This window comes from bacterium, assembly GCA_021372535.1.
Lineage (GTDB): Bacteria > Latescibacterota > Latescibacteria > Latescibacterales > Latescibacteraceae > JAFGMP01.
In genome coordinates, this window is record JAJFUH010000217.1 from 14,192 (window position 1) to 35,453 (window position 21,262).

The 21,262-nt window shown below is 51.9% G+C and carries 16 protein-coding genes; 6 read left to right on the top strand and 10 right to left on the bottom strand.

The features are described 5' to 3' along the window. Positions 1-46 precede the first annotated feature (46 nt). The 7 genes from hisA to LLG96_18665 form a co-directional block, all read right to left on the bottom strand. Complete coding sequence (gene hisA, locus LLG96_18635) at positions 47-772, bottom strand: 1-(5-phosphoribosyl)-5-[(5-phosphoribosylamino)methylideneamino]imidazole-4-carboxamide isomerase (GenBank protein ID MCE5252223.1); 726 nt, start codon at positions 770-772, stop codon at positions 47-49. Further along, positions 769-1,374, bottom strand: a complete 606-nt coding sequence (gene hisH, locus LLG96_18640) for an imidazole glycerol phosphate synthase subunit HisH (protein ID MCE5252224.1) — start codon at positions 1,372-1,374, stop codon at positions 769-771. Before hisH ends, hisA begins: the two co-directional genes overlap by 4 nt. A 90-nt stretch (positions 1,375-1,464) precedes the next feature. Continuing rightward, a complete protein-coding gene (gene proC / locus LLG96_18645; GenBank protein MCE5252225.1) occupies positions 1,465-2,268 on the bottom strand; it encodes a pyrroline-5-carboxylate reductase in 804 nt (267 codons plus the stop codon). A gap of 53 nt (positions 2,269-2,321) precedes the next feature. Further along, entirely contained in the window at positions 2,322-3,242 is a 921-nt protein-coding gene (locus tag LLG96_18650; GenBank protein MCE5252226.1) for a branched-chain amino acid transaminase, read from the bottom strand. Between the two features lie 236 nt (positions 3,243-3,478). Continuing rightward, positions 3,479-4,303: a phosphatase PAP2 family protein gene (locus LLG96_18655; GenBank protein ID MCE5252227.1), complete on the bottom strand. Its 825-nt coding sequence runs from the start codon at positions 4,301-4,303 to the stop codon at positions 3,479-3,481. A 197-nt stretch (positions 4,304-4,500) separates the two neighbouring features. Beyond that, positions 4,501-5,364 carry a DUF4435 domain-containing protein gene (locus tag LLG96_18660; GenBank protein ID MCE5252228.1) on the bottom strand — a complete coding sequence of 288 codons (864 nt, stop codon included), beginning with the start codon at positions 5,362-5,364 and terminating at the stop codon, positions 4,501-4,503. Then, positions 5,361-6,497 carry an AAA family ATPase gene (locus LLG96_18665; GenBank protein MCE5252229.1) on the bottom strand — a complete coding sequence of 379 codons (1,137 nt, stop codon included), beginning with the start codon at positions 6,495-6,497 and terminating at the stop codon, positions 5,361-5,363. Before LLG96_18665 ends, LLG96_18660 begins: the two co-directional genes overlap by 4 nt. A gap of 352 nt (positions 6,498-6,849) precedes the next feature. Here LLG96_18665 and LLG96_18670 point away from each other — a divergent pair, with 352 nt between their 5' ends. Then, complete coding sequence (locus LLG96_18670; protein MCE5252230.1) at positions 6,850-7,179, top strand: DMT family protein; 330 nt, start codon at positions 6,850-6,852, stop codon at positions 7,177-7,179. An 87-nt stretch (positions 7,180-7,266) separates the two neighbouring features. On the opposite strand, the gene LLG96_18675 is transcribed toward LLG96_18670, so the two are convergent. Further along, positions 7,267-8,673, bottom strand: a complete 1,407-nt coding sequence (locus LLG96_18675; GenBank protein MCE5252231.1) for a carbon-nitrogen hydrolase family protein — start codon at positions 8,671-8,673, stop codon at positions 7,267-7,269. Positions 8,674-9,221: 548 nt separating this feature from the next. Here LLG96_18675 and LLG96_18680 point away from each other — a divergent pair. The 4 genes from LLG96_18680 (at position 9,222) to LLG96_18695 (ending at position 15,168) form a co-directional block, all read left to right on the top strand. After that, positions 9,222-10,892 carry an efflux RND transporter periplasmic adaptor subunit gene (locus LLG96_18680; protein MCE5252232.1) on the top strand — a complete coding sequence of 557 codons (1,671 nt, stop codon included), beginning with the start codon at positions 9,222-9,224 and terminating at the stop codon, positions 10,890-10,892. A 139-nt stretch (positions 10,893-11,031) separates the two neighbouring features. Beyond that, complete coding sequence (locus tag LLG96_18685; protein MCE5252233.1) at positions 11,032-12,357, top strand: efflux RND transporter periplasmic adaptor subunit; 1,326 nt, start codon at positions 11,032-11,034, stop codon at positions 12,355-12,357. A gap of 9 nt (positions 12,358-12,366) precedes the next feature. Beyond that, positions 12,367-13,602 (top strand): ABC transporter permease, encoded by a 1,236-nt coding sequence (locus LLG96_18690; protein ID MCE5252234.1) that lies wholly within the window; start codon positions 12,367-12,369, stop codon positions 13,600-13,602. A gap of 21 nt (positions 13,603-13,623) precedes the next feature. Beyond that, positions 13,624-15,168: a TolC family protein gene (locus tag LLG96_18695; protein ID MCE5252235.1), complete on the top strand. Its 1,545-nt coding sequence runs from the start codon at positions 13,624-13,626 to the stop codon at positions 15,166-15,168. A 107-nt stretch (positions 15,169-15,275) separates the two neighbouring features. On the opposite strand, the gene LLG96_18700 is transcribed toward LLG96_18695, so the two are convergent. Then, entirely contained in the window at positions 15,276-18,470 is a 3,195-nt protein-coding gene (locus tag LLG96_18700; protein ID MCE5252236.1) for an alpha-mannosidase, read from the bottom strand. Between the two features lie 329 nt (positions 18,471-18,799). Here LLG96_18700 and LLG96_18705 point away from each other — a divergent pair, with 329 nt between their 5' ends. Beyond that, positions 18,800-19,783 (top strand): hypothetical protein, encoded by a 984-nt coding sequence (locus tag LLG96_18705; GenBank protein MCE5252237.1) that lies wholly within the window; start codon positions 18,800-18,802, stop codon positions 19,781-19,783. 151 nt (positions 19,784-19,934) lie between these two features. Here the strand turns inward: LLG96_18705 and LLG96_18710 are convergent, their stop codons facing one another. Next, positions 19,935-21,020 (bottom strand): hypothetical protein, encoded by a 1,086-nt coding sequence (locus LLG96_18710; protein MCE5252238.1) that lies wholly within the window; start codon positions 21,018-21,020, stop codon positions 19,935-19,937. Positions 21,021-21,262: the final 242 nt, after the last annotated feature.

The following is a 21,262-nucleotide window of genomic DNA, read 5'->3' on the forward strand; positions in this document are numbered from 1 at the left end:
TAATAGCCTTTTTAAATCAATTATTCCTTTTCACCGTTCTCAAAAATTATTCCGCCGCCTCTATCGCCTCTTTCAGGTCAAGCGTACCCTCGTAAATGGCCTTGCCGGTGATGACCGAGTCGACACCGAGCGGTTCAAACTCTTTCAGCGCCCGTATGTCCCCGAGCGATGATACTCCGCCCGACGCCACGATCTTCAGCCCCGTTTCACGGGCCATGCGCTCCGTTTCGGCAAGGTTCGGGCCGGTGAGCATACCGTCACGGCTGATGTCGGTATAAACTATTCGCGACACACCGAGCCGTTTCATTTCGAGGCCGAGCTCGACCGCCGGACGACCGCCGTCCGCAGCCCATCCGCGTGTCGCCGCTATGCCGCCGCGGGCGTCGATGCCGACAATGATTTTTTCGGGGCCGTACATTTCGACAGCTTCTTTAACAAGGCCGGGATTTTCCACAGCGACAGTCCCGAGAATGACACGGCCGATACCCATGCCGAGGAGAGCGTCAATGCGCGCCATGTCGCGAATACCGCCGCCGAGCTCGGTGACCATATCCACATGTTCGACTATCTCACGGACAGCGCTGTCGTTGACTCCCCGACCCTCGAAAGCGCCGTTGAGGTCGACGATATGGAGTATGCGCGCCCCCGCTTCCTGCCATCTGACCGCCATAGTCCAAGGTACGCGGGCGTAGACCGTTTCATCTTCCATCCGCCCCTGGAGGAGACGGACGCATCGCCCGTCCTTTATGTCGACCGCCGGTATGACAATCATGAGCGTACTTTAACGAAGTTGCCGAGTATTCTGAGCCCCATCTCCTGGCTCTTTTCCGGATGAAACTGTATTCCCCAGATACGGTCACGGCCGACGATGGAGGCATACATGATGTGGTAATCGGTTTCGGCGATGGTCACATTCTCTTTTTCCGCCGGATCGACATAGTACGAATGGACAAAATAAAAGTACGAATGATCCGGTATTCCTTCCATGAGCGGGTCCTCGCGCCGTATGTGGGCCTGGTTCCAGCCGATTTGGGGAACGAGACCCTCGGTGAAAAGGCGCACTCTGCCTTTGAAAATATCGAGGCCCTTGTGGATGCCCTTTTCCTCGCCCTCCGTGAACAACACCTGGAGACCGAGGCAGATGCCTAAAAACGGGATCCCGTTCTGAACAGCCTCCCGAATCGCTTCACCAAAGCCCTGTTTCCGGATGTTTATCATCGCATCACCGAATGCTCCGACACCGGGCAGAACGATGTGTGATGTGTCGCGAAGGTCGTCCGGCTTATCGCTTACCCGGGCAATGGCGCCGACATGCTCGAAAGCTTTACGGACACTTCCGAGATTTGCCATGCCGTAATCTATGATCGTAACCACACTGTCTCCTTAAAAAACCTGCACCTGAAAACTCATGGCTCAGAAATAAAAACCACGAGCAAAAAAAATCCTCTCCGGCTGAACCTGACATCACTTTTTCCCGAGTGCCTCGGATTTCAGCGTCGCGGCTTCGACAGCGCCTATGAGCGCCGCACGGAAAGCATGCGATTCGAGCACCGAGATACCCGCGATGGTCGTACCGCCCGGTGAAGTGACCATGTCGCGGAGGGCCGAGGGAGCAAGGTTCTTCTCGAGTATCATCTTTGCTGCACCGAGCACGGTCTGTGCGGCAAGCTTGAGCGCAGCCGGACGGGGAAGCCCCATCTTCACGCCGCCATCGCTCAACGCATCGATCATGATGGCGACATATGCCGGGCCGCTTCCGGAAAGCCCCGTGACCACGTCCATGAGCTTTTCGCCGACCTCGGTGACATATCCGAGGGCGCCCATGATTTCTGTCGCTTTTCTGACATGTTCATCGGTGGCTTTTTCACCACGGCAGACAGCGCTTGCGCCCTCGCTTATCATGCAGGGAGTATTGGGCATGACACGGACAACCGGTTTATCGGGAATGATGGCCTCGATGGTCTTTGCGCTCAATCCTGCCACGATGGATATGACCAGTTTCCCCGGGGGAACATCCCTGAGTTCGTGAATAACCTCGAGGGCGATATTCGGTTTGACACCGATGATAATGGTATCGACCGCTTTCCCCAGTTCTTTGATCGAGCCTGAGATGGCGCATCCGTCGCCGCGGGCCGCTTCGTTTCTCTCCGGCGCCGTATCGTACACACAGATGCTTGAAGCCTTGTATAAACCGGCATCGATGAGACCCCTGATAATCGCGGAACCCATGTTGCCGTATCCGATAATTCCCAAGTTAACCGATTTCATGTCTATCCCCCCGGTCAGTTATCCGGTTGATTATTATGTTTAATGGCGGTTGTTCAAACATAGAGCAGCCATCCGTACCGGTCCTCGGCTTCGCCGGATACGATGTTGAAAAATTCCTTCTGAAGTCTGCCGGTGATCGGGCCGCGAACACCATTGCCGATTTTGACATGGTCGACTGCGCTGACCGGAGTCACTTCAGCAGCTGTGCCGGTGAAGAAAACTTCATCGGCTATATAGAGCATTTCACGTGGAACAGGCTGCTCGAAAACCGGTATACCCATCGACTTGGCAAGGGTGATGATGGAATCGCGGGTAATCCCACGAAGAATGCTCGCAGCGGGCGATGGTGTGTATATGGCGCCGTCACGGACAATGAATATGTTTTCACCGGAGCCTTCGCTGATCATGCCGCGCGTGTCGAGGCCGATACCCTCATCGAATCCGCTCGCCAGCGCATCGGTTTTAATGAGCTGACTGTTCATGTAATTCGCACCGACTTTTGCTATGTTGGGCATCGTGTTGGGTCCCAGACGGTTCCACGAGGACACACAGACACTGACCCCCTTTTCCAGCGCATCGGCGCCTAAATATGCGCCCCATCCCCAGACAGCTATGACGGTATCGAGCGGACAGTGCTGCGGATTCACACCGAGCTCGCCGTATCCGCGGAAAATGATGGGCCGGATGTAACATGATTCCAACTTGTTGACCCTGATAGTTTCAAGGGTGGCATCGACAAGCTCCTGAATCGTATAGGGCGAATCGGTCCGGTAGATTTTCATGGAGTCCACGAGTCTTCTCATGTGATCGTGAATACGGAAACATGCCGGACCTTTTTGGGTCTTATAGCACCGGGCACCCTCGAAAAACGACGTACCGTAATGGATGACATGTGACAGAACATGAATTTTGGCGTCTTCCCAGTTGACAAATTTGCCGTTGAACCAGATTTTTTCGGCTTTGACCATACCCATTGAACCGTCTCCTCGGATTAAGTCTATGAATAAAGATATACGGACATTCAATTACCTTGTGATAACCATGAATTGACAATTTTATTAATATAGTGTAAAATGAGGGTAAAATCAACGAATTGTATCATCTTGCGCCCCCCCATTTTTTTTGAAACATATCTTATGTTGATGCTTTCCTTTGTAATATCCGTCTTTTTCACTTCTGCCTTGTGCCTTGTGCCTTTTACCCGTCTTTTTTAAAACATACGTGTCAATGTAATTACCGGGGTATTTTCTCCTTCTGTACGCATAGACAGTGCTGTGTGGTTTTCGATGTGCATCCACGGTATAAACCATCCGCACAGGGAGCCGAACGCCGCTCCGACTACGACATCGGTCGGAAAGTGCTGTCCGGCCCTGACACGAAGCACCGCAGTAGCTGTGGCGCACGGAAGCCCGATACACCATACCGGCTTTGTCCATCGCGACCCGGGATTGTATTTCTGAAACATATATCCCCCTAACACTGCGCCCTGAAACGCATTTGCGGCATGTCCCGACCACATGGACTTCGTGCCTGCCAGTGACGTCCGTCTCTCAAGGGGGACAGCATCGTTATAGACATACGGGCGGTATCGACCGAATGTATTTTTGGCGATGTCGGTGGCACTGTTGACTATAAGGGATGCCTCTGCATAAAGCACAGCGCTCGTGACAAGGTAATACCACGATCCCTTCCGTGAGAGCGCCATTGTAAGAACCGGTGTCAGCATGGGAAGTAAATTATCGGGCTTTATGGTGACGTAGCTCCATGAGTCAGCAGAGGTGGAATAATACTTCCGCGTAAAACGGTCTATTGCAGGTATGTCGCCGGGATTCGCACGTGACAGATTCGGCGAGGAAGAATGGTCAAGGCTGTATTGTCTCGCGATTTCCAGGCCCGCACCTGCCGTAAGGAACAGCACTTCTTTTTTGACACCGAGGTCAAAGGGCTTGCGTGTATCACCATAGCACGAGCCGGAGGGATACAGCAGTAATCCGAGCAGAAAAAGGATCACCAGATCCGAAACAGGGAATCTCATCACCCGAACCTTTATAGTGTTCGAGCAACCATGACAACGGGCTGGAATAACGGAATTCATAACAGTTCCTGCGTGATCGATACGATTTTATCAAATTTAACGCGGGAGATGACGAGTGGATTCTATTGAAAAGAATGGCAAAACGGTTTTGATTTTCCCATCAATCCACATCAGTAAATTTGCACGGTCAGCCGATTTTATCCAGGGAAAACGGAGAAGTCCGGGTTGTCCCGTTCCCATTTTTTCAGCGAGGAATAGAGCCGGGTCTGTGAAAATTCAGCGAAACCGAAAGCGATCCGCATGATGCTGTCAATCTGTTCGTAGCTGATATTTTTCGCATGCCTGCCGCCGAATACGGTTCTGAGACCGATGGCAAGAATATGAATCATATCGTGCCCCCGGCATACTTGCCACGGGTCATGACGGTTACTCCGGACGAGACCGGCAATCCTTAATCTGAGCTCCTCCCGGTCAAACGGGACCGTATCAGAGCTTGCCCTCACCTCTTCGATCATGTCATCGATATCCATTCTCATCGTTTTCCCCTCCGTGACAATCACCGCGGCGAACGAAATATCCCTGAATTTCAGGGAAAGATTGTCCTGTTTCGATGAGGAAATCCAACGCAGGTATCCCAATGGCAGAGCGGCATGGAGGATCATCTCGCGGATCGGACTGCCGGTTTTTCTGATCTTCTGCGCCGAACCGAATTCCGCAAGCACGGTTTCGAGCGCTCCGGACGAGAGTATCATCGTTTCGAGGTCATGGGTATCGGTCATCAGGATGTTCACGCTGCCGGGATCGGTGCCTTCCATCCTCCAGTAGTCGCTGTCGATGACGGCAAGAATGCCGGTATACCGGTCTTTCTCGAGCACTCCCATCGCAATGAGCACATTGCTTTTCCCGTGTGCAGGAATGATACTGCACCGTTTCCTGTCGATAAAACGGCCGTATACGCGGGCATCAGAATCGCCCTCGACCATGAGCACCGTCCCGGCGTACACAGGACGCATCATGCGGATGGTATTTGCAATCTCGTGCGGAGTAAGAAACTGCTTCATTCGCGGGGGCCCTTCAGCTCGACTGCAAGATCCCAGCGGTCATGGATGATCTGAGGTGAGTGCGTGGCGATGAGCACATCGAATCCTGCAAGCCCGATGATATCCTGAATATCCCTGATGAACTGCTGCTGCCAGAAAACATGGAGCGACAGCTCGGGTTCGTCGATGAGGATGAGGGAATCGGGTCTGACCTTGAAAAGCAGCTCGTAGAGGAGCACCACGACATGCTGTTCGCCCGACGAGAGGTTTTCAGGCAGCAGTTTGCGACCGTCCGACGCGATGAATATGAAACCGTCCCGCCTGCTTATCTCCATGCGTTTCTGGAGGAACCTGCTGTTGACAATCTTCATGAGGAGTTCGATTTTATCGGTAAGGTCTTTGAAAACGCTCAGTTTCTTTTCCACGTCCCCGATATATACCGACAGTACATTCATATTCGATTCATCGATATGATCAATGACGCCCATGGTGGTTTCTTCCCGCTCAAGAAGTCCGGCATCCATGAGCCGCGCTCGTTTCACTTCGATGTCCCGAAATCTTTTCTTCAGCTCATCGAGCGACAGTCCCGTTTTATTACTTCCGGTAACAAGGCGAACGGGAAATGACCGGTCAAGGGACTGTGAAAGCGCCGCATATTCGGCAAGCTTTTTCTCGATGAGATTCCTGAGCTCCTCCGTATATTCGGTTATCGTGTACTCGTTTCCGGGGTGTGTCGAGTCTGAGAGCTGGATAAGCCGTTCCGTATGGATGAAGCGTACATCGATGATTTCCTTCAACTCTTTGAACCAGGCCGGTTCCTCGATATGCCGATCGGGATTTTTATCAAGGAGAAACGTTTCGGGCTTCGTTCCAGGTCTGGTGAATTCAAAAAACAGCTCATCGCCGTTATCGTTCCTGCGTTTTCTGAGACCGAGCATTCCACCATCGTCGAAATCAACACACACATCGCTGAACGGGATTCGGTAGAAATCCTCGTACCCGGGATTAAAAAGCTCGTTGACGAGGGTGAGGGTGAATGTTTTTCCGAATCCGTTCGGGCCGTAAATAATCGTTATCCGTTCGCCGGTGTTGAGCGGTATCTCGTGATTGAATATCCCGAACAGGTTTTTAACCGATATATGCCGTATTCTCATACACTGTCCTTTCATCTGCCATATGCAGTTTGTAAGGAAATCCATTACGGCGCTGAATGCAATATTTTTTTCGGAAACGATTTATCCCGGCTATTTACAGATGCAAAGGAACGCTGATTTACGCGGATTGGGCGGATATAAGCGGATAAATATTGTTAAAATAATTATTGTAATACATAAAGTTCCTTATGCTTTAATAAATAATATGTTATAAATCATCACGATTTCGCGAAAAATTACAGTCATGAAATATCCAAGTTAATTTTCTCTTGTGTCAACTGCTGAAACATGGTATTTTTGCGCCTCAATAATTCGGAAGGTAACAGTTTTACTTATAATAGAGTTATAATTCTTGAAAACAGTCATCCTTTTAACCATATCCAACATCTTCATGACATTCGCCTGGTACGGGCATCTCAAGCACAAGAATAAGGCGCTCTGGGTTGTTATTCTCGTGAGCTGGATGATAGCGTTCTTTGAATACTGTTTCCAGGTTCCCGCTAACCGTATCGGTCACGCCTCTTTCACCGCCGCACAGCTCAAGACCATTCAGGAGGTTATCACGCTCGTTGTGTTCAGCGTCTTTTCGGTGCTGTACCTCCGTGAGGAGTTCAAGTGGAATTACCTTGTCGGTTTTCTCTTCATGATCTGCGCCGTGTTCTTCGTCTTTAAAAAATGGTAAGGCAGAAACCTGTTACGCCCTTTCATTAATAGATGAGACAGTCTGATGCGCATGTCAGCGGCAAAAAACACTGTGCCCCTGTCTGTATCATTTCAGGCCGGGAACGGGAATATCTGCCCGCATCTCCCGGTAGAAGCGATGACGCATGTTGCCGAGCCACTGCTCCGGGTGCGGTTCGTTGAGGTCGATTTCCGCAACGGTAAAGCCGGGACGGTCTTTTGCCTCGGCAAGCAGATTGGCCCAGGGATCGTAGATGGTGCACCCGATGTCATAGCCGCAGCTCACCACATAAACCTGATTCTCGATGCACCGTGCCTGTGTTAAGGTGGCGTTCCCGCCCCAGATGGGGAGGAAGACGATCTCCGCGCCCTGAAATGCGAGCGCCCGGGCCGGCTCCGCATACTGGTTGTCCCAGCAGATCATAATGCCGATACGGCCGAAATCAGTGTCGAACACGGGGTAGGAATTTCCGGGGGTGACGCCGCTTTCGACCTCCTCGCGCGGGAGGTGAACCTTGTGGTAAATCCCGGCGACTCTGCCCTGACGGTCAATAAGAACGCCGGTATTGTAAACTGCAGCGCCATCCCGTTCGCCGAGGGCTGCCACAATATACATGTTCCATTTCCGGGCAACCTCACCAAGCCTCTGCGTCGTCGGGCCGGGGATCGGCTCGGCAATGTCCGTATACTGCGCCCCCCGGACTCCAACGAGATTGATTCCCTCGCCGAGACAGACTATGTCGCATCCTTTTTTCCCGGCATCTCCGGCGAGCTTACAGAACTGCTCGACGCTTTCCGTACTCGACGCCGTGTTTCTCGGAAAGCAGTTGACAGTACCCACGCGCACGATCCGTTTGGGAGGCGCGGGAACCTGCGCCAGCCTGATGCCGTCCCACCAGACCGTACCCTGATCGCAGAATCCGAGGTGCAGCTCTATCATGACCGAGGCCGTCCCAACGGGAGCCCGGAAGATACCGCTCACCTCCTGCCAGCCTTCATGAACGACCCCATCGGGGATATATTCCGGCTGACCGATCCGTTCGTCTTTTCTGTCACGCCAGTCGAGACGGGCAAGAACCTGTATTCGCGGGTTGGGAACGCTCCGCACGGTGTATGACGCCTCGAAACGGTAGTAATTCCCTCCCGATATACCGGTAACCATCCTGCGCCAGCACCCGTTTGCAGAGCTGTTGGACGCGCCGGAAATGCCGAGACTGCCCTCGCCGCCGATGCTCGGAAGAGCGGCGACAAAAAATTCGGGACTGATTTCGACGCGCTGGCTGTACTGCACCCAGCCTCCGGCGGCAGCCGATTCAACCGACTGGAAGGTATCCGCCTGAAACAGTATGGTCTCCCGCGATGGCTGACCAAATACTGTTCCCGACAGAATTACTGCGGTAACAACCACAAGGATGATGAAATACCGTCCGAATACTTTCGAAGAGTGGTCATTGATCATGTGTCCGAAACGATGAACTGACGATGCGGCGTACATGGCTTATTCTCCGATACAGTTAGGGGGTTGTCGGTCTTCGTTACATAACGATACATATACGGTCGGTGCGAAATCAACAGAATTATCACGTATGGAACAAGGATTTCCCCGGAGCGGACGGAGATACAAAGATTTTTATTTTTTGCACATATTCATTGAACTGCCCGGACTTTACCAACGCAGAGCATGAGATGACCGTCAGCCGTGCAAGCCATGGCACGATGCAAATCATGAAAAAACATCGGTTATCGTTCAATTCATATTTTTTTTAAAAGGTTTGATTTTTTTTTAAACCTTTTTGGAGTTGCAACGTCTTAAGTATGCTGTATCAGTTTGCACCGGCAGATATAAGAGTTTTAATAACCATGAGTAACAACCGTTGATAACCAGGGGTATGATATAATTATACCGTACTGTTAAATCGAGAAAATATTCTCATTTCGATTTTGACAAAGGTTTTCAAATTGATTATCTTACGAGTTTACACAAAGTAAATATTAATGCGTACGGTGATTTCAGACTAAAGAAATAAAAAATAAGGACATTCCATGCAAATTGAAGTTGCTCTCGATCGCGCGGTTGGAAAAATAATCAAACATGTGCTTACGGCGTATAATGCTTTCAGGAATCACCGTATTGTATTTACCGGTGGAGCTCTGGTAATCATCATCCTTCTTGTCACAGTCATTTCGAGCAGGAGCAGTACGGTTCATGAAGGCCATTGGATACCGGTCATGAAAGGCAATTTCCCGGTCGATATTGTGGAGAGCGGAGAAATACGTGCGGCAAATTCGTATTATCTCAGTGCGCCGCGGGAATGGAGAATGACGCTCCAGATTACCGAAATGGTTCCGGAGGGAACGGTCGTAAAGGAAGGGGACGTTCTCGTCCAGTTTGACGCGAGTACCTTATATACAGAACTTGATACGGCAATTGATCAGTTCAAAGCGCAGGAAGCCCAGGTTCTGAGTGTCAAGACTCAGCAGGAATCGGTCATGTCCGAACTTGAATCGAACCTTCAAATGTCGGAATATTCGCGTGATGCTGCCCAACTCCAGCTGGAGCAGTTGAAATTCGAATCGGAGGTTCGCAAGGAAGATGCCCGTCTTGCTTTCGAAATAGCTCTCATCGGGTACGATGAGACGATGACACGAATCTCCAGCCAGAAAATAATCAATGAATCCGGGTATAAAATAGAGCAGCAGCGTCTTAATCATTATCAGGAGCATGTTGATAATATTAAAAGAAGGATCGATGCGCTCACACTCCGCGCCCCGGTTTCCGGTATGGTCGTATACAACGAAATTGGAGGCTGGCGCGATATGCCGCTCCATAAGGTAGCCGCCGGCGAAACAGTCGGACCGGGAATGACGGTGATGTATATACCGGATCTCAACGAGATGGAGAGTGTCATCCGTGTCAACGAGATCGACGCATCCAAGATTAAAATCGGGTACAAAGCGCGACTGCGGCTCGATGCCTTCATCGACAGGGTATTCAACGGCACCGTGATCAGTATCGCCCCCCTCGCCGACAGGGCCGAAGAGACTTCACAGATCAAGGACTTCGAGATTGTCATCCGTATCGAGGAGTCGGATCAGCTTCTCAAGCCGGGCATGTCCGCCAAAACACGGATAATTTTTGAAGAAATTCCCGATGCGTTATATGCACCCGTTGGCGCCGTGTTTGAACTGGATGGCAAACCTGTGGTTTTCCCGCAGCGGACATTTCCTGATCCCGTCCCAATCACTACCGGTAAACGAAATGACCGTTATATCATTGTTCAGGGGGACATCAGACAGGGTGATGTTATTTCTCTCTCATCGCCGAATCCTGATGCACACCCTCTGGGATGGTTCGCTGATATACAGCGTAAATCCACAGAACTTGAAGAGCTTGTCGATCACCTGAATACCATGTCAAAAGAAAATATTAATAAACCCGTCATTCCAAAAACACAGGAACCCGATGAACGCATCAAGGCAATGGCAGCCACCCTTGAAAAGGCCGGATGCCCGCTGACAGCAGAACAGATTAAGATGCTTACGGAGGCGCTCAAGAGCCCCGAAGGCTTTAAAGCGTTCGGTGAAATCCTTACTGATGTTCAGCAGAAGGTGCTCAGGGATACACGGGGACAGCAGAACAGTACTTCCGACCGTCCCGCGAGAGAGAACGGACAGCGGCCGGCAGAGCAGGTACAAAGGCAGCCCGGCGGGTGACAGCGGCAGATTCCGGAAGGTTTATACACATAAAAAATATATACAAAATAATGATAATGAAAATTGTATCGACAAAAAATAACCCGTTATGCTGTTGTTTTCTTCTCGTACAAAGGCAGCAGCGGCAGGAGTGGTATTCATGAAAATGTCTGATGTCAGAAATCTCTTGAAAAAACGTATCGTCATGGTTATCGGGCCCATTGTATTCATTCTGGGAATCATTCTGATATTCCAGGTTAAAAGCAGCGCATCGAGCGTTGCCCTCTTTAACGTAAAACGCGGTGAATTTGTAATCGATATCCAGGAACGCGGCGAATTAAACTCTTCATCGTCGGTCACAGTATCGGTGCCTGACCGTGTGTATGGCGACGTACGTATCGTCAGGGTTGTCGAGGATGGCGCCATGGTTAAAGAGGGTGATTTCCTCGTACAGTTCGATACGAGCGAAGCTGAGCGCACGGTAACCGACCGTCAGAACGAGCTTGATAATGCCCTTGCCGAACTGGCAAGCACAAAAGCGAGCATAGAATCAAACATGAAACAGCTCGACAGCTCGTATAAAACCCAGCAGTATTCCTATGAACAGGCAAAACTCCGTTTCGAGCAGATGAAATACGAGGCTGAATCAAAACGCCGTGAACAGGAGCTGAACTTCAAAAAAGCCGACCTTGCTCTCCAACAGGCGCAAGAAAAAATCGAATCACAGAAGGTAATCGACCAGGCGAATATCGCTAAAGCTGAAGTACGGGTAAAACAGGCGCAGATGCGCAGAGATCAGGCGCAGGATCAGTTGGACGCCATGACGCTCAGGTCTCCCAAAGCCGGGCTTGTCGTTCTTCAGGAAATATACAACTGGTCTACACGCACCCGTGACAAGGTCAAGGTAGGCGACACACCCCACAGGGGTATGGTGCTCGTGAGTATCCCCGACCTCTCGGTCATGCTTGCAAGAACCCAGATCAACGAAGTTGACATAAGCCGTGTACAATTGGGTCAGCAGGCCGTCATTACACTCGACGCCCTCCCGGGACCAACATTTTATGGTACGATAACCAATATTGCAACTCTCGCGCGCCGCGACGAAGGATCGGATGTCAAGGTATTTGACGTCGATGTCACGATTAACGAAAAGGATGAACGGCTCAAACCCGGAATGACTGCACAGTGCACTCTGGTGACAGGGAGAATTTCCGATGTGCTTTATGTTCCGCTCGAATCGGTTTTCGAAAAGGCGGACACGACCGTGGTCTATATCAAGGACAGCGGTTTCAGCCAACGTCCGATCAAGGTGGGGAGAAGTAACAGCGACTACATCATTGTCGAGGACGGTCTCAAAGAGGGAGAACAGGTTGCTCTCAGAGACCCGACTCTTCCGCTCGAGAATCTTGGCGCCGGGGAAAAAGTGGCAACATCCGAAGTGAACAAACAGAATAATAACGGCTCGTCTCGATTGATGGGAAGGTAGTATAATCATATGCATTATAGTGAAAACCTGACTTTAGGACTCGAAGGCCTTCGGACTCATTTACTCCGGTCGCTCCTTACCATGCTCGGTATTATTTTCGGTGTGGGTGCTGTTATAGCTATGCTCTCGATCGGCGAAGGCGCAAAACAGCAGGCCCTTGAACAGATACAGCTTATGGGTATGCGTAATATCATCGTGCAGGATATCCCTATCGAGGACAAGGAAACGGGCCTGGGACGATCTAACCTTTCGCGGGGCCTCCGGTGGGCTGATGCGCGTGCGGTCGAGGAAGTTAATCCGCTCGTTGAACTCACCGTACCCCAGCGTGAAATGACTCTTGACATCACATATAAAACCGAGCGGACCAAAACATCGATTGTCGGAACGACACCTGAATATGGCCCGGTGCTGAATTATACCCCCCGTGAAGGCACTTTTTTTACTTATCTCGATGTCGATGAATCGAGAAGGGTGTGTGTGCTCGGAGGCGGCATCAAGCGGAAACTCTTTTTCTTCCATGAGCCGCTCGGCGAACAGGTTAAAATCAGCAATCAGTGGTTTACCGTTGTTGGTGTTATGGAAGATAAAATCGAATCGGGCGGCGGGAAAACCGATCTCCCGATCCGCGACATGAACATGGATGTCTACATTCCCATTACGACATCCATGAAACGGTTCCCCATGCAGCCGTTCGAGAGTGAGCTCAACCGCTTTGTCGCCCTTGTCAATGATACCGAAAAAATCCAGGAAGCCGCAAATATCATCAAACACACCATGGACCGCCGTCATAATGGTATCATCGATTATAACATCGTCATTCCCGAATCGCTGCTCCGCCAAAGCCAGCAGACCCAGCGCATCTTCAACATCGTCATGGGAGCGATCGCAAGCATATCCCTTCTCGTGGGCGGTATCGGCATCATGAACATCATGCTCGCCTCCGTTCTCGAACGAACCCGTGAAATAGGAATCCGGCGGGCAGTCGGCGCCACACGGAAGGACATTCTCGGGCAGTTCCTGTTCGAGGCGGTCGTGCTGAGCTTCACCGGCGGACTCATCGGTATCATGGTCGGATTTTCTCTGACCAAGATCATTTCCATGTACGCGAACTGGCGGACCCTTGTATCGTTGCAGGCAATTTTCCTTGCTTTCTGGGTTTCCGTGGCGGTAGGTATTATCTTCGGATATTATCCTGCCCGGCGGGCTGCACAACAGGAACCAATAGAATCTTTACGGTATGAATAATAAACGGAGGATTGTGTCGGAATGAACGGAAACAGAACCTTACGATTCACCCATTTCAAATACGGTCTCATATGTCTCGGTTTGGGCATGGTACTGTTCGGAGCAGGAGAACCGGATGCACAGCAGTATGTCCTGTCCCTGCAGGATGCCATCGATATTGCTCTCGAGAAGAGCTACGATATGAAAACACTCCGCCTTTCGCTCTCCCAGGCCGAGGAAGGATACCTTGCTGCCAAATACCGTTTCCGTACAAATATCGACATGGAGATGGATGTACCGAACTGGTCCGAACGTGTTTCGGCGGTCACTGTTCCCAACTCCCTCCCTGTCTACAACAGTTTCGGCACGCTGAAAACTCAGGGACAGCTCAATGTCAATCAGCCGCTTCCTACTTCCGGAACGCTGACCCTCAGCTCCCAGCTCTACCAGTCGGACGAAAAAACCTACCTTGCCGAGAGTGACAGCGACCTCAAGCGAAAGGATTTTCTTTCTTCGTTGAGCATGCAGTTCAGACAGCCGCTTTTCACCATGAACACGCTTAAAACCGGACTCAAACGCGCAGAACTCAACTATGAACGGGCGTCACGCCAGCTTTCACGGTCGCAGCTCGATAATATTTACAATACCACTCAATCGTTTTTTTCGCTCTACCGGAGTCTGAGAACTTACGAAATCAACAGCGAAACCCTCGAACAGAAAAAAAGCATGTACGATCTGGCCAAATTGAAATTCGAGGCCGGTCTCATTCCCGAGGTCGAAGCGCTGCAGATGGAGGTCGATTATGCGGAAGCCCGGGCTAATCTCATGTCGGCTGAGGCAAATATGGAAACCCAGCGCGATAATTTCAAGCAGGATATCGGGCTTATGCTGTCTGACGAAGTAACTGTCAAAACGGATGTCAGTTTCAAGCGCTTTGAAATCGATCTCGACAAGGCAATAAAAGAAGGTCTCGCCCGCCGCGCCGAAGTCCGCGAGCGTGAAATCGAACTGGAACTCCAGAAAATAACGGTGCGGGAAACCGATGCACGGAGTGAATTCCGCGCCGACCTCACGGCATTCTACGATCTCACCGGTGTAAGTAATCCCAGCCTGTCCTACAATTCTTCAACCAATACACTGTTCAACTCGAGCTGGGATGACCTCCAGCGCCGCCCCAGAAACCGCGGCGTAACGCTTACCTTTTCAGTCCCCATCTGGGACTGGGGTGTCAACAAAGCCGAGGTGGCGAGCGCACAAGCGGTGCTGAAGAGAAACGAACTCTCCGTCGAAGAGCAGAAAAAAACGGTCGAAAGCAGCATTCGTGATGCTGTCCGGCGGGTCACCGAGGCGGTGAGCCGGCTCGAAGTTCTCCAGAAAAGCCAAGAAGTCGCCCAGCGCAGCTATGATATCTCGCTCGAACGCTTCAATAACGGTGAAATCACGAGCCAGGACCTGGCGCTTGACAACAACCGTCTGTCTCAGTCGAAGATGGCATACCTGAACGCCTATATCACATTCCAGCTCGCGACAGCCGACCTCAAACGTAAAACGCTCTGGGATTTTGAAAACAATCAGCCCATAGAATAACTGATTCCCTTTTTTAATCCGGTCAATAACGGAAAACGGCTCCTGCACATTATTGTTCGATAATGCACAGGAGCCGTTTCCATATCACCGCATCTTTGCAAATTGTATTAACGAATCGGCACGATGCGAAGGGTAAGGATCTCGTAGGGTTTCACACTCAGGAAAACCCGGTTTCCGTCTGTTTTAAGCGGGTGCCGGTTTTCTTCAAGCAGGTTTGTCCTCCACGCTCCGGCGATCCCGAATCCCGCTGTCAGGATAATATCTCCGCGGGTGCGCCGGCTTTCATACAAACGGACAATGATACCATCGCCGTCCTCGGCTGCTTTCACCGTCTCGATCACCACCGAGGGTCTGTCAACCCTGACAAGCGCCTCGCCAGGCTTTATCGGGCTCTTCGGGTGATTTACTCCCGTGGTTTTCACGGAGGTCTTTTCCGGAACGAGAGCAATAAGAGGATCGTTGAGCGAGTATGCCTCGGCAATGGTATGCTCATCCCATCTCCCCTCATGGGGAAAGAGGCTGTAAGTGAAGCGATGCTCCCCTTTATCGGCTTCGGGATCGGGATTGCAGGGGCTTCTGAGCAGACTGACCCGGATTACATTATCCCTGATGTCATGGCCGTACTTGCAGTTGTTCAGAATGCTGACGCCATAGCCGCCCTCGCTCAGATCGACCCATTTCTGCGCGCAGGTCTCGAATCGCGCCCAGTCCCAGCTCGTATTGCGGTGCGTGGGACGTTCCACATTGCCCCACTGGATTTCACAGGTCGCCACGGGGGAAAGGATGTCCACCGGGAACGCAACCTTGAGGAGAACATGCCGCTCGCGCCAGTCGACGGATGTTTCAAAATCGAGCCGCGGACTGTTGTAATTCAGCGAAATACGCTGGACATAGGGGCTGGACAGGATTTGACGCCTGATTTCGATTGTGGCACGGAGAGGCCCGTTCTCAACGACCCTGACCGATGACGCCGGTTCGCTCAGCCACATCTTGTCGTCATAGTAGATGAACACATCCCATGCCTCCCATTCGACCGGCCGGTCCTCGAAAGCCTGAAACACATTCGCAGCGGCTCCCGCAGGAAGCACCTCGCGCCCGCACACCTTATCATAGATGCGGGTGATATCTCCATTCCTGTCGAACTCGACGCGGATATAGTTGTTTTCGAGCAGTTCGGGAAATGCCGAAAGTCCGGTTTCCCCGGGCATGGATTCGCGTTCATCACGGTAAAGCGCGTTGACGCTGTATGGCTCAAGCTCGCCACAATCCGCCCGGATACCGTCAGCGAACTGCTGAATCATCACCGGCGTCCCGTCTTTACGGCGCAATCCTTTCCCGTGTAGGGTATTCCTGACGATGAATGCAGGATCGCTCCGCCTGAAGGAGGAGGGGTTGATGACAATGACATCTCCCCCGGCAGCGCAGGAAATCACCCCGGCAGCTTTATCACGGACTGTTCCGGCGATTCTTTTCACTTCGGCGTACTGTTCCAGCGATTCTTTGTATACCTCGTTGATGCTGCTTCCGGGAATGATATCATGGAACTGGTTGAGGCAGACAAGCTCCCATGCCTGCCTGATGTCCTCGGCCGGATACAGGTAATTCTTGTCCGAAAGCGATGCGAGGACTGCGAGAAATTCGGCGTCATGAAGCAGAAATTCGCTCTCACGGTTGGCCTTTTTGTTACGGCTCTGCGATGTATACGTTCCGCGGTGGAGCTCGAAATAAAGCTCACCGTTCCAGACGGGCAGCTCGGCGCCTTTTTCGGCTTCAAGCTTACGATAAAATTTGCCGACATGCTTCTGATTCATCCGGGGCATACCCGGAAACGCCTCCATTTCTCTGATGTTTTCGAGCATTTCACGGGTCGGTCCGCCGCCGCCGTCACCGTACCCGTACGCCATGAGGAGTTCCTGGCCGAGCTCTTTCTGCTGGAAATTTTTCCATGTACCGAGCACCTGAGCTGGCGCCGCGTTCGCGTTGTAAGTGGACATGAACTGTCCGAGCTGGGTGGCGCCGAGGTCCGGGGATGTGCTGAAATGGGTCAGCACCCGGGTGCCGTCCAGGCCCTGCCACCAGAATGTGTCGTATGGCAGACGGTTGTACTGGTTCCAGCTTATCTTGATGGTGAAGAAATATTCGAGACCGGCCTCTTTTATGAGCTGGGGAAGGCTCCACGAGTACCCGAACACATCGGGAAGCCACAGAACGGGCGATTCGGCATCGGAGCCGAAGTGCCTGCGAAAAAAGGTGCGCCCGAGCAGAAACTGGCGCGCCAGCGATTCGGGACCGCTGATGTTACAGTCGGCCTCGACCCACATGCCGCCGATAACTTCCCACCTGCCCTCGCGCACACGTTCTTTCACATCCTCGAACAGATCGGGATAGTCGCGGCGCATGTAATCATAGAGCTGCGGCTGGCTCTGGGTGAAGTGATACCCGGGAAACTGCTCCATAAGCCTGAGAACCGTATGGAACGTCCGCCCGACCTTCCGGCGGGTCTGCCCGAGCGTCCAGAGCCATGCAACATCGATATGGGAATGACCGGTCGCGGTGATGTCCGCATCGAGCGGTGCGCCGGCGTTTTCTATACCCCGTCTCAGTACTTCGTATGCGTTTCCCACACTCCCGTAAAAGCGGTCGCCGATGGGTTCGCGCATATCGAGCACCCGGAAAGCGTCGTTGAGCGAATTGAGCAGGCAAAACCGGACGGGACTGTTCGCATCGAGAGCATTGACCGCGCCGAGCGCAACCCGTGCAGCGGCGATAAAATCACGGGTCACCGTATCGATGAGCACAACCGAACAGGGACGCATGAAAAGCCGGGTTTTCTCGGTGGATTTGATAAAATCTCCCCCGAGTCCGGTCCAGCCATTGAGCGCAAGAACATGTGAAGCGCCGTCGCGCCACTGAACGGGAAGCATGATTTCCCGGTGGTGACGGTCGCAGGAGGCATACGGGACACCGTCCACATAGGCAAGCGCCTCCGGATGGCTGAAATCCCCGGCATCGCCGAGGGGCAGATAGAGGGCCGCCGGAGCGCCGGACTCCCATTCGGAGGGAACGGTGAACGATGACCGGAGGGTGAAATTCATCACCCACTCTCCCCAGTATGTTTCGGGTTCGATGATCTCCCATCCGCTGTCATCGACATCGGTGCCGGCAAGCGGGTCCGCCATGGGATCCGGCCTCTGCAGGAACCGGAAAGGAGGAAGCGGGCTTTTACGACGGTATACAAGCTGTTCGATAATCGCAAGGAAACGGGCTATCTTTTCCCGTGTAAAGCGGATTTCATGAAACATGATTTTCTCCTTTATCTGCGAACACTATTTCACCTGAGTCAGCATGCAATTCAAGAAGGATTTATATTGTACATAAAATGCCTTTTACATACAATCAAAACTTTTTTACTGTTATTGCCGCAACACCGATTTCTTTGGAGAAACAGGCTGAAATCGCTTTACATCGGTCGGACACCGATGTAATTTACGAAACATGGGGAAAAAATCCTGTACGTCGAATTCACCGTTTCTCACAACCTTCCGGGGAAATAATGATGAATAGACTCTCGTGTTTGTTCTTAGCCGTATCATTGATTTTCACAAGCTGTTCTCAAGACAGGAATTCTGCCATGAAATTTTCATATATGATATCGAAAGATTCTGCTACAGGCTGGAACATCGTCCGGCTCACCGCCGAAAAACCCGGGATTCCGCAGAAAAGCATGTCCATCGCTGTCACGCCGGAATGCGGCAGCAACATGTTCTCGTTTACGGCAGGCGGGAGAGAGCTTATCGCAAGTCCGGACAGCCTGAGCGAGCTTATCGCGCGCCGTACGGGCTGCCCGATTCTCTTCCCCACTCCCAACAGGGTCCGTGAAGCCACATACCGGTTCATGGACGAAATCTATACCATGGGATTTCCCGGCGAGAAGATATCGCACCTCATTCACGGGCTCGTATGGGATGATGCATGGAAGTTCGACAAGCCCGAGATCGGGAAGGACGGCATCTCGCTTAAAACATGGTATGTGTTCGATGAAAACAATCCCCGGTTCCCCGGCTATCCGTTCAAATGCACCCTTACGGTGACCTTTACGCTCATGGAAGACCGTGTCCGCATAGCATACGAGGTTCAAAACCAGGACAACCGGCCGCTCGGATTCGGTTTCGGTCTCCATCCGTTCTGGAAGGTCATCGGCGACAAGAAGTCCGACCTCGTCCAGGTCGGTCTGCCCTATCACATGGAGGCGATAGATCTGCTTCCCACGGGGAAACTCGAACCGGTCGGTGGAACGCAGTGGGACCTCAACAATCCGAAACCCGTCTCGGAACTCTCGCTCGATGATGTGTATTTCGGTGCGACGCCGGAAAGCATCGTCCGGGTGATGTATGAATCGATCGGTCTCGAAATCGGACAGAAAGCGACTGCCGATTTCACCCATGTGGTGGTCTACACTCCCGACCGCGACTATTTCTGCATCGAAAACCAGACGTCATCGACCGATGCCCACAACCTCTTCGACAGGGGATTACTAAAGGAATCCAATCTCCAGATTGTCCAGCCGGACTCACAAACCGGCGGGCATGTGGATTATATCATAACGTGGAAATAAGGCCGTACCCAGTTTTCACAGTATGAAATCTTTTATTCCTTTTATAATAAACGGACAGAGGAATAAGCGGTGTCGAGGCGTTCTGCTCCGCTGCGACGCGTGCGTATACAAGAGTCAAAGCCCGACAAGCAGCCCCGAATGATCATTACATTCAGAGTCCGTCCTCCAGATTACCGATAAATTCATCCATGCACCTTATTCCGAAAGCATACCGCGCAGCCGCCTGACGTTTGTCGGCGAGCGGGAGCATGCAGAGGGCATAAAAAGCGTTGATGAACGGCGATCTGACGTTCCACCCCTTCTCCTGAGTAAAGACATCGGCATACCGTGGTTCCCTCAGGAGATCGGCATACCAGCCGTCAAGACCGAGACGGTGGAGGTTTTCGAGCTTGCCCGACCGGTTGCCGATGACGAACTCCATGCTATTCCCCGTGATATCGAGGGTAAACTGACCTGTTCTCAGGGCGGGCAGTTCACCGGTGAGCCAGCCTTCCATTTTGTTGAGATCGAGCATGAAATCCCCACGGTGCACTCCGCGGACGCTGACAGGGTCAAGGAGAATCCACCGTCCCGTCTTTGTGTTGCAGAGTATGTTTTCCGGGAAAAAATCGCCGTGGAGAAAACGGTCGCGGGCCGGGATGAGCAGCTTCCTCATGAGGGGCGTATCCTCGAAATACTCTGTCAGCGCGGGAATGTTCCGGACAGTCCGCCGGTTGAGCCGCAGACCGTTCAGAGAAAAAAGCTGGCGGAAATTCTCTTCGTTCGACGCCCATGTCAGGCTTTCCCGTATGGCGCGAAGCATGGTTTTCTCCGCATAATCAGCCTGCGGTTCACAGTCATCGAGCCGGAAATACATGAAAGCGGTATCGATGATCTCACCGATAATTCGCCGTGCCGCCTTTCGGGTAAGCGCACCTTCACACAGGAGGACCGACATGGTCTCCCATCCCTCCTCCGGCGGATAATAGGGCATATCGTAGAATATCACCGTGGGAAGACCGGGTGAATCCTCGGTCAGGTCGCCGAGATTCGTCCTGAGCAGCGCGGGGAAAAACGGCTTCAACTCCTCACGAAGACTCATCAGCAGCCTTATCTCACGGACAAGGGCAATCCTGCTGAAGTGGAGCGCACCGGGATTGGAAGCCTTCCTGATGATCCGCTGTCCCGCACAGGTGCCCAGATACAGCGTTTCGGCAAATCCGGGCCCCTTGAATATACGTTCGATGCGAAATTCCATAATGGTATCTACTCCGCGAATATGTACGTTCACTTCCAGGCAAAGCAATATACGATTATATACAATACTGAATCAAGAGAGAGAAGTCCAACTGGCAACCAATTGATATCAAAACTGAAATATCGTGTAATATTGATCATAAATAGAATATATGATTATAAGCCGGTGAATGAATAATCCCGTTGAAAAGCCCCGCGGTCACAACCGGTTTTCGGAAAAAGAATGGGTGCTGTCCGAGCGAG

What these genes read in the sequence shown, in the direction of transcription:
- hisA (MCE5252223.1), bottom strand. Translation starts at nt 772, where the DNA reads ATGATTGTCATACCGGCGGTCGACATAAAGGACGGGCGATGCGTCCGT.
- proC (MCE5252225.1), bottom strand. Translation starts at nt 2,268, where the DNA reads ATGAAATCGGTTAACTTGGGAATTATCGGATACGGCAACATGGGTTCC.
- LLG96_18650 (MCE5252226.1), bottom strand. Translation starts at nt 3,242, where the DNA reads ATGGGTATGGTCAAAGCCGAAAAAATCTGGTTCAACGGCAAATTTGTC.
- LLG96_18655 (MCE5252227.1), bottom strand. Translation starts at nt 4,303, where the DNA reads ATGAGATTCCCTGTTTCGGATCTGGTGATCCTTTTTCTGCTCGGATTA.
- LLG96_18660 (MCE5252228.1), bottom strand. Translation starts at nt 5,364, where the DNA reads ATGAAGCAGTTTCTTACTCCGCACGAGATTGCAAATACCATCCGCATG.
- LLG96_18665 (MCE5252229.1), bottom strand. Translation starts at nt 6,497, where the DNA reads ATGAGAATACGGCATATATCGGTTAAAAACCTGTTCGGGATATTCAAT.
- LLG96_18675 (MCE5252231.1), bottom strand. Translation starts at nt 8,673, where the DNA reads ATGTACGCCGCATCGTCAGTTCATCGTTTCGGACACATGATCAATGAC.
- LLG96_18680 (MCE5252232.1), top strand. Translation starts at nt 9,222, where the DNA reads ATGCAAATTGAAGTTGCTCTCGATCGCGCGGTTGGAAAAATAATCAAA.
- LLG96_18685 (MCE5252233.1), top strand. Translation starts at nt 11,032, where the DNA reads ATGAAAATGTCTGATGTCAGAAATCTCTTGAAAAAACGTATCGTCATG.
- LLG96_18690 (MCE5252234.1), top strand. Translation starts at nt 12,367, where the DNA reads ATGCATTATAGTGAAAACCTGACTTTAGGACTCGAAGGCCTTCGGACT.
- LLG96_18695 (MCE5252235.1), top strand. Translation starts at nt 13,624, where the DNA reads ATGAACGGAAACAGAACCTTACGATTCACCCATTTCAAATACGGTCTC.
- LLG96_18700 (MCE5252236.1), bottom strand. Translation starts at nt 18,470, where the DNA reads ATGTTTCATGAAATCCGCTTTACACGGGAAAAGATAGCCCGTTTCCTT.
- LLG96_18705 (MCE5252237.1), top strand. Translation starts at nt 18,800, where the DNA reads ATGAAATTTTCATATATGATATCGAAAGATTCTGCTACAGGCTGGAAC.
- LLG96_18710 (MCE5252238.1), bottom strand. Translation starts at nt 21,020, where the DNA reads ATGGAATTTCGCATCGAACGTATATTCAAGGGGCCCGGATTTGCCGAA.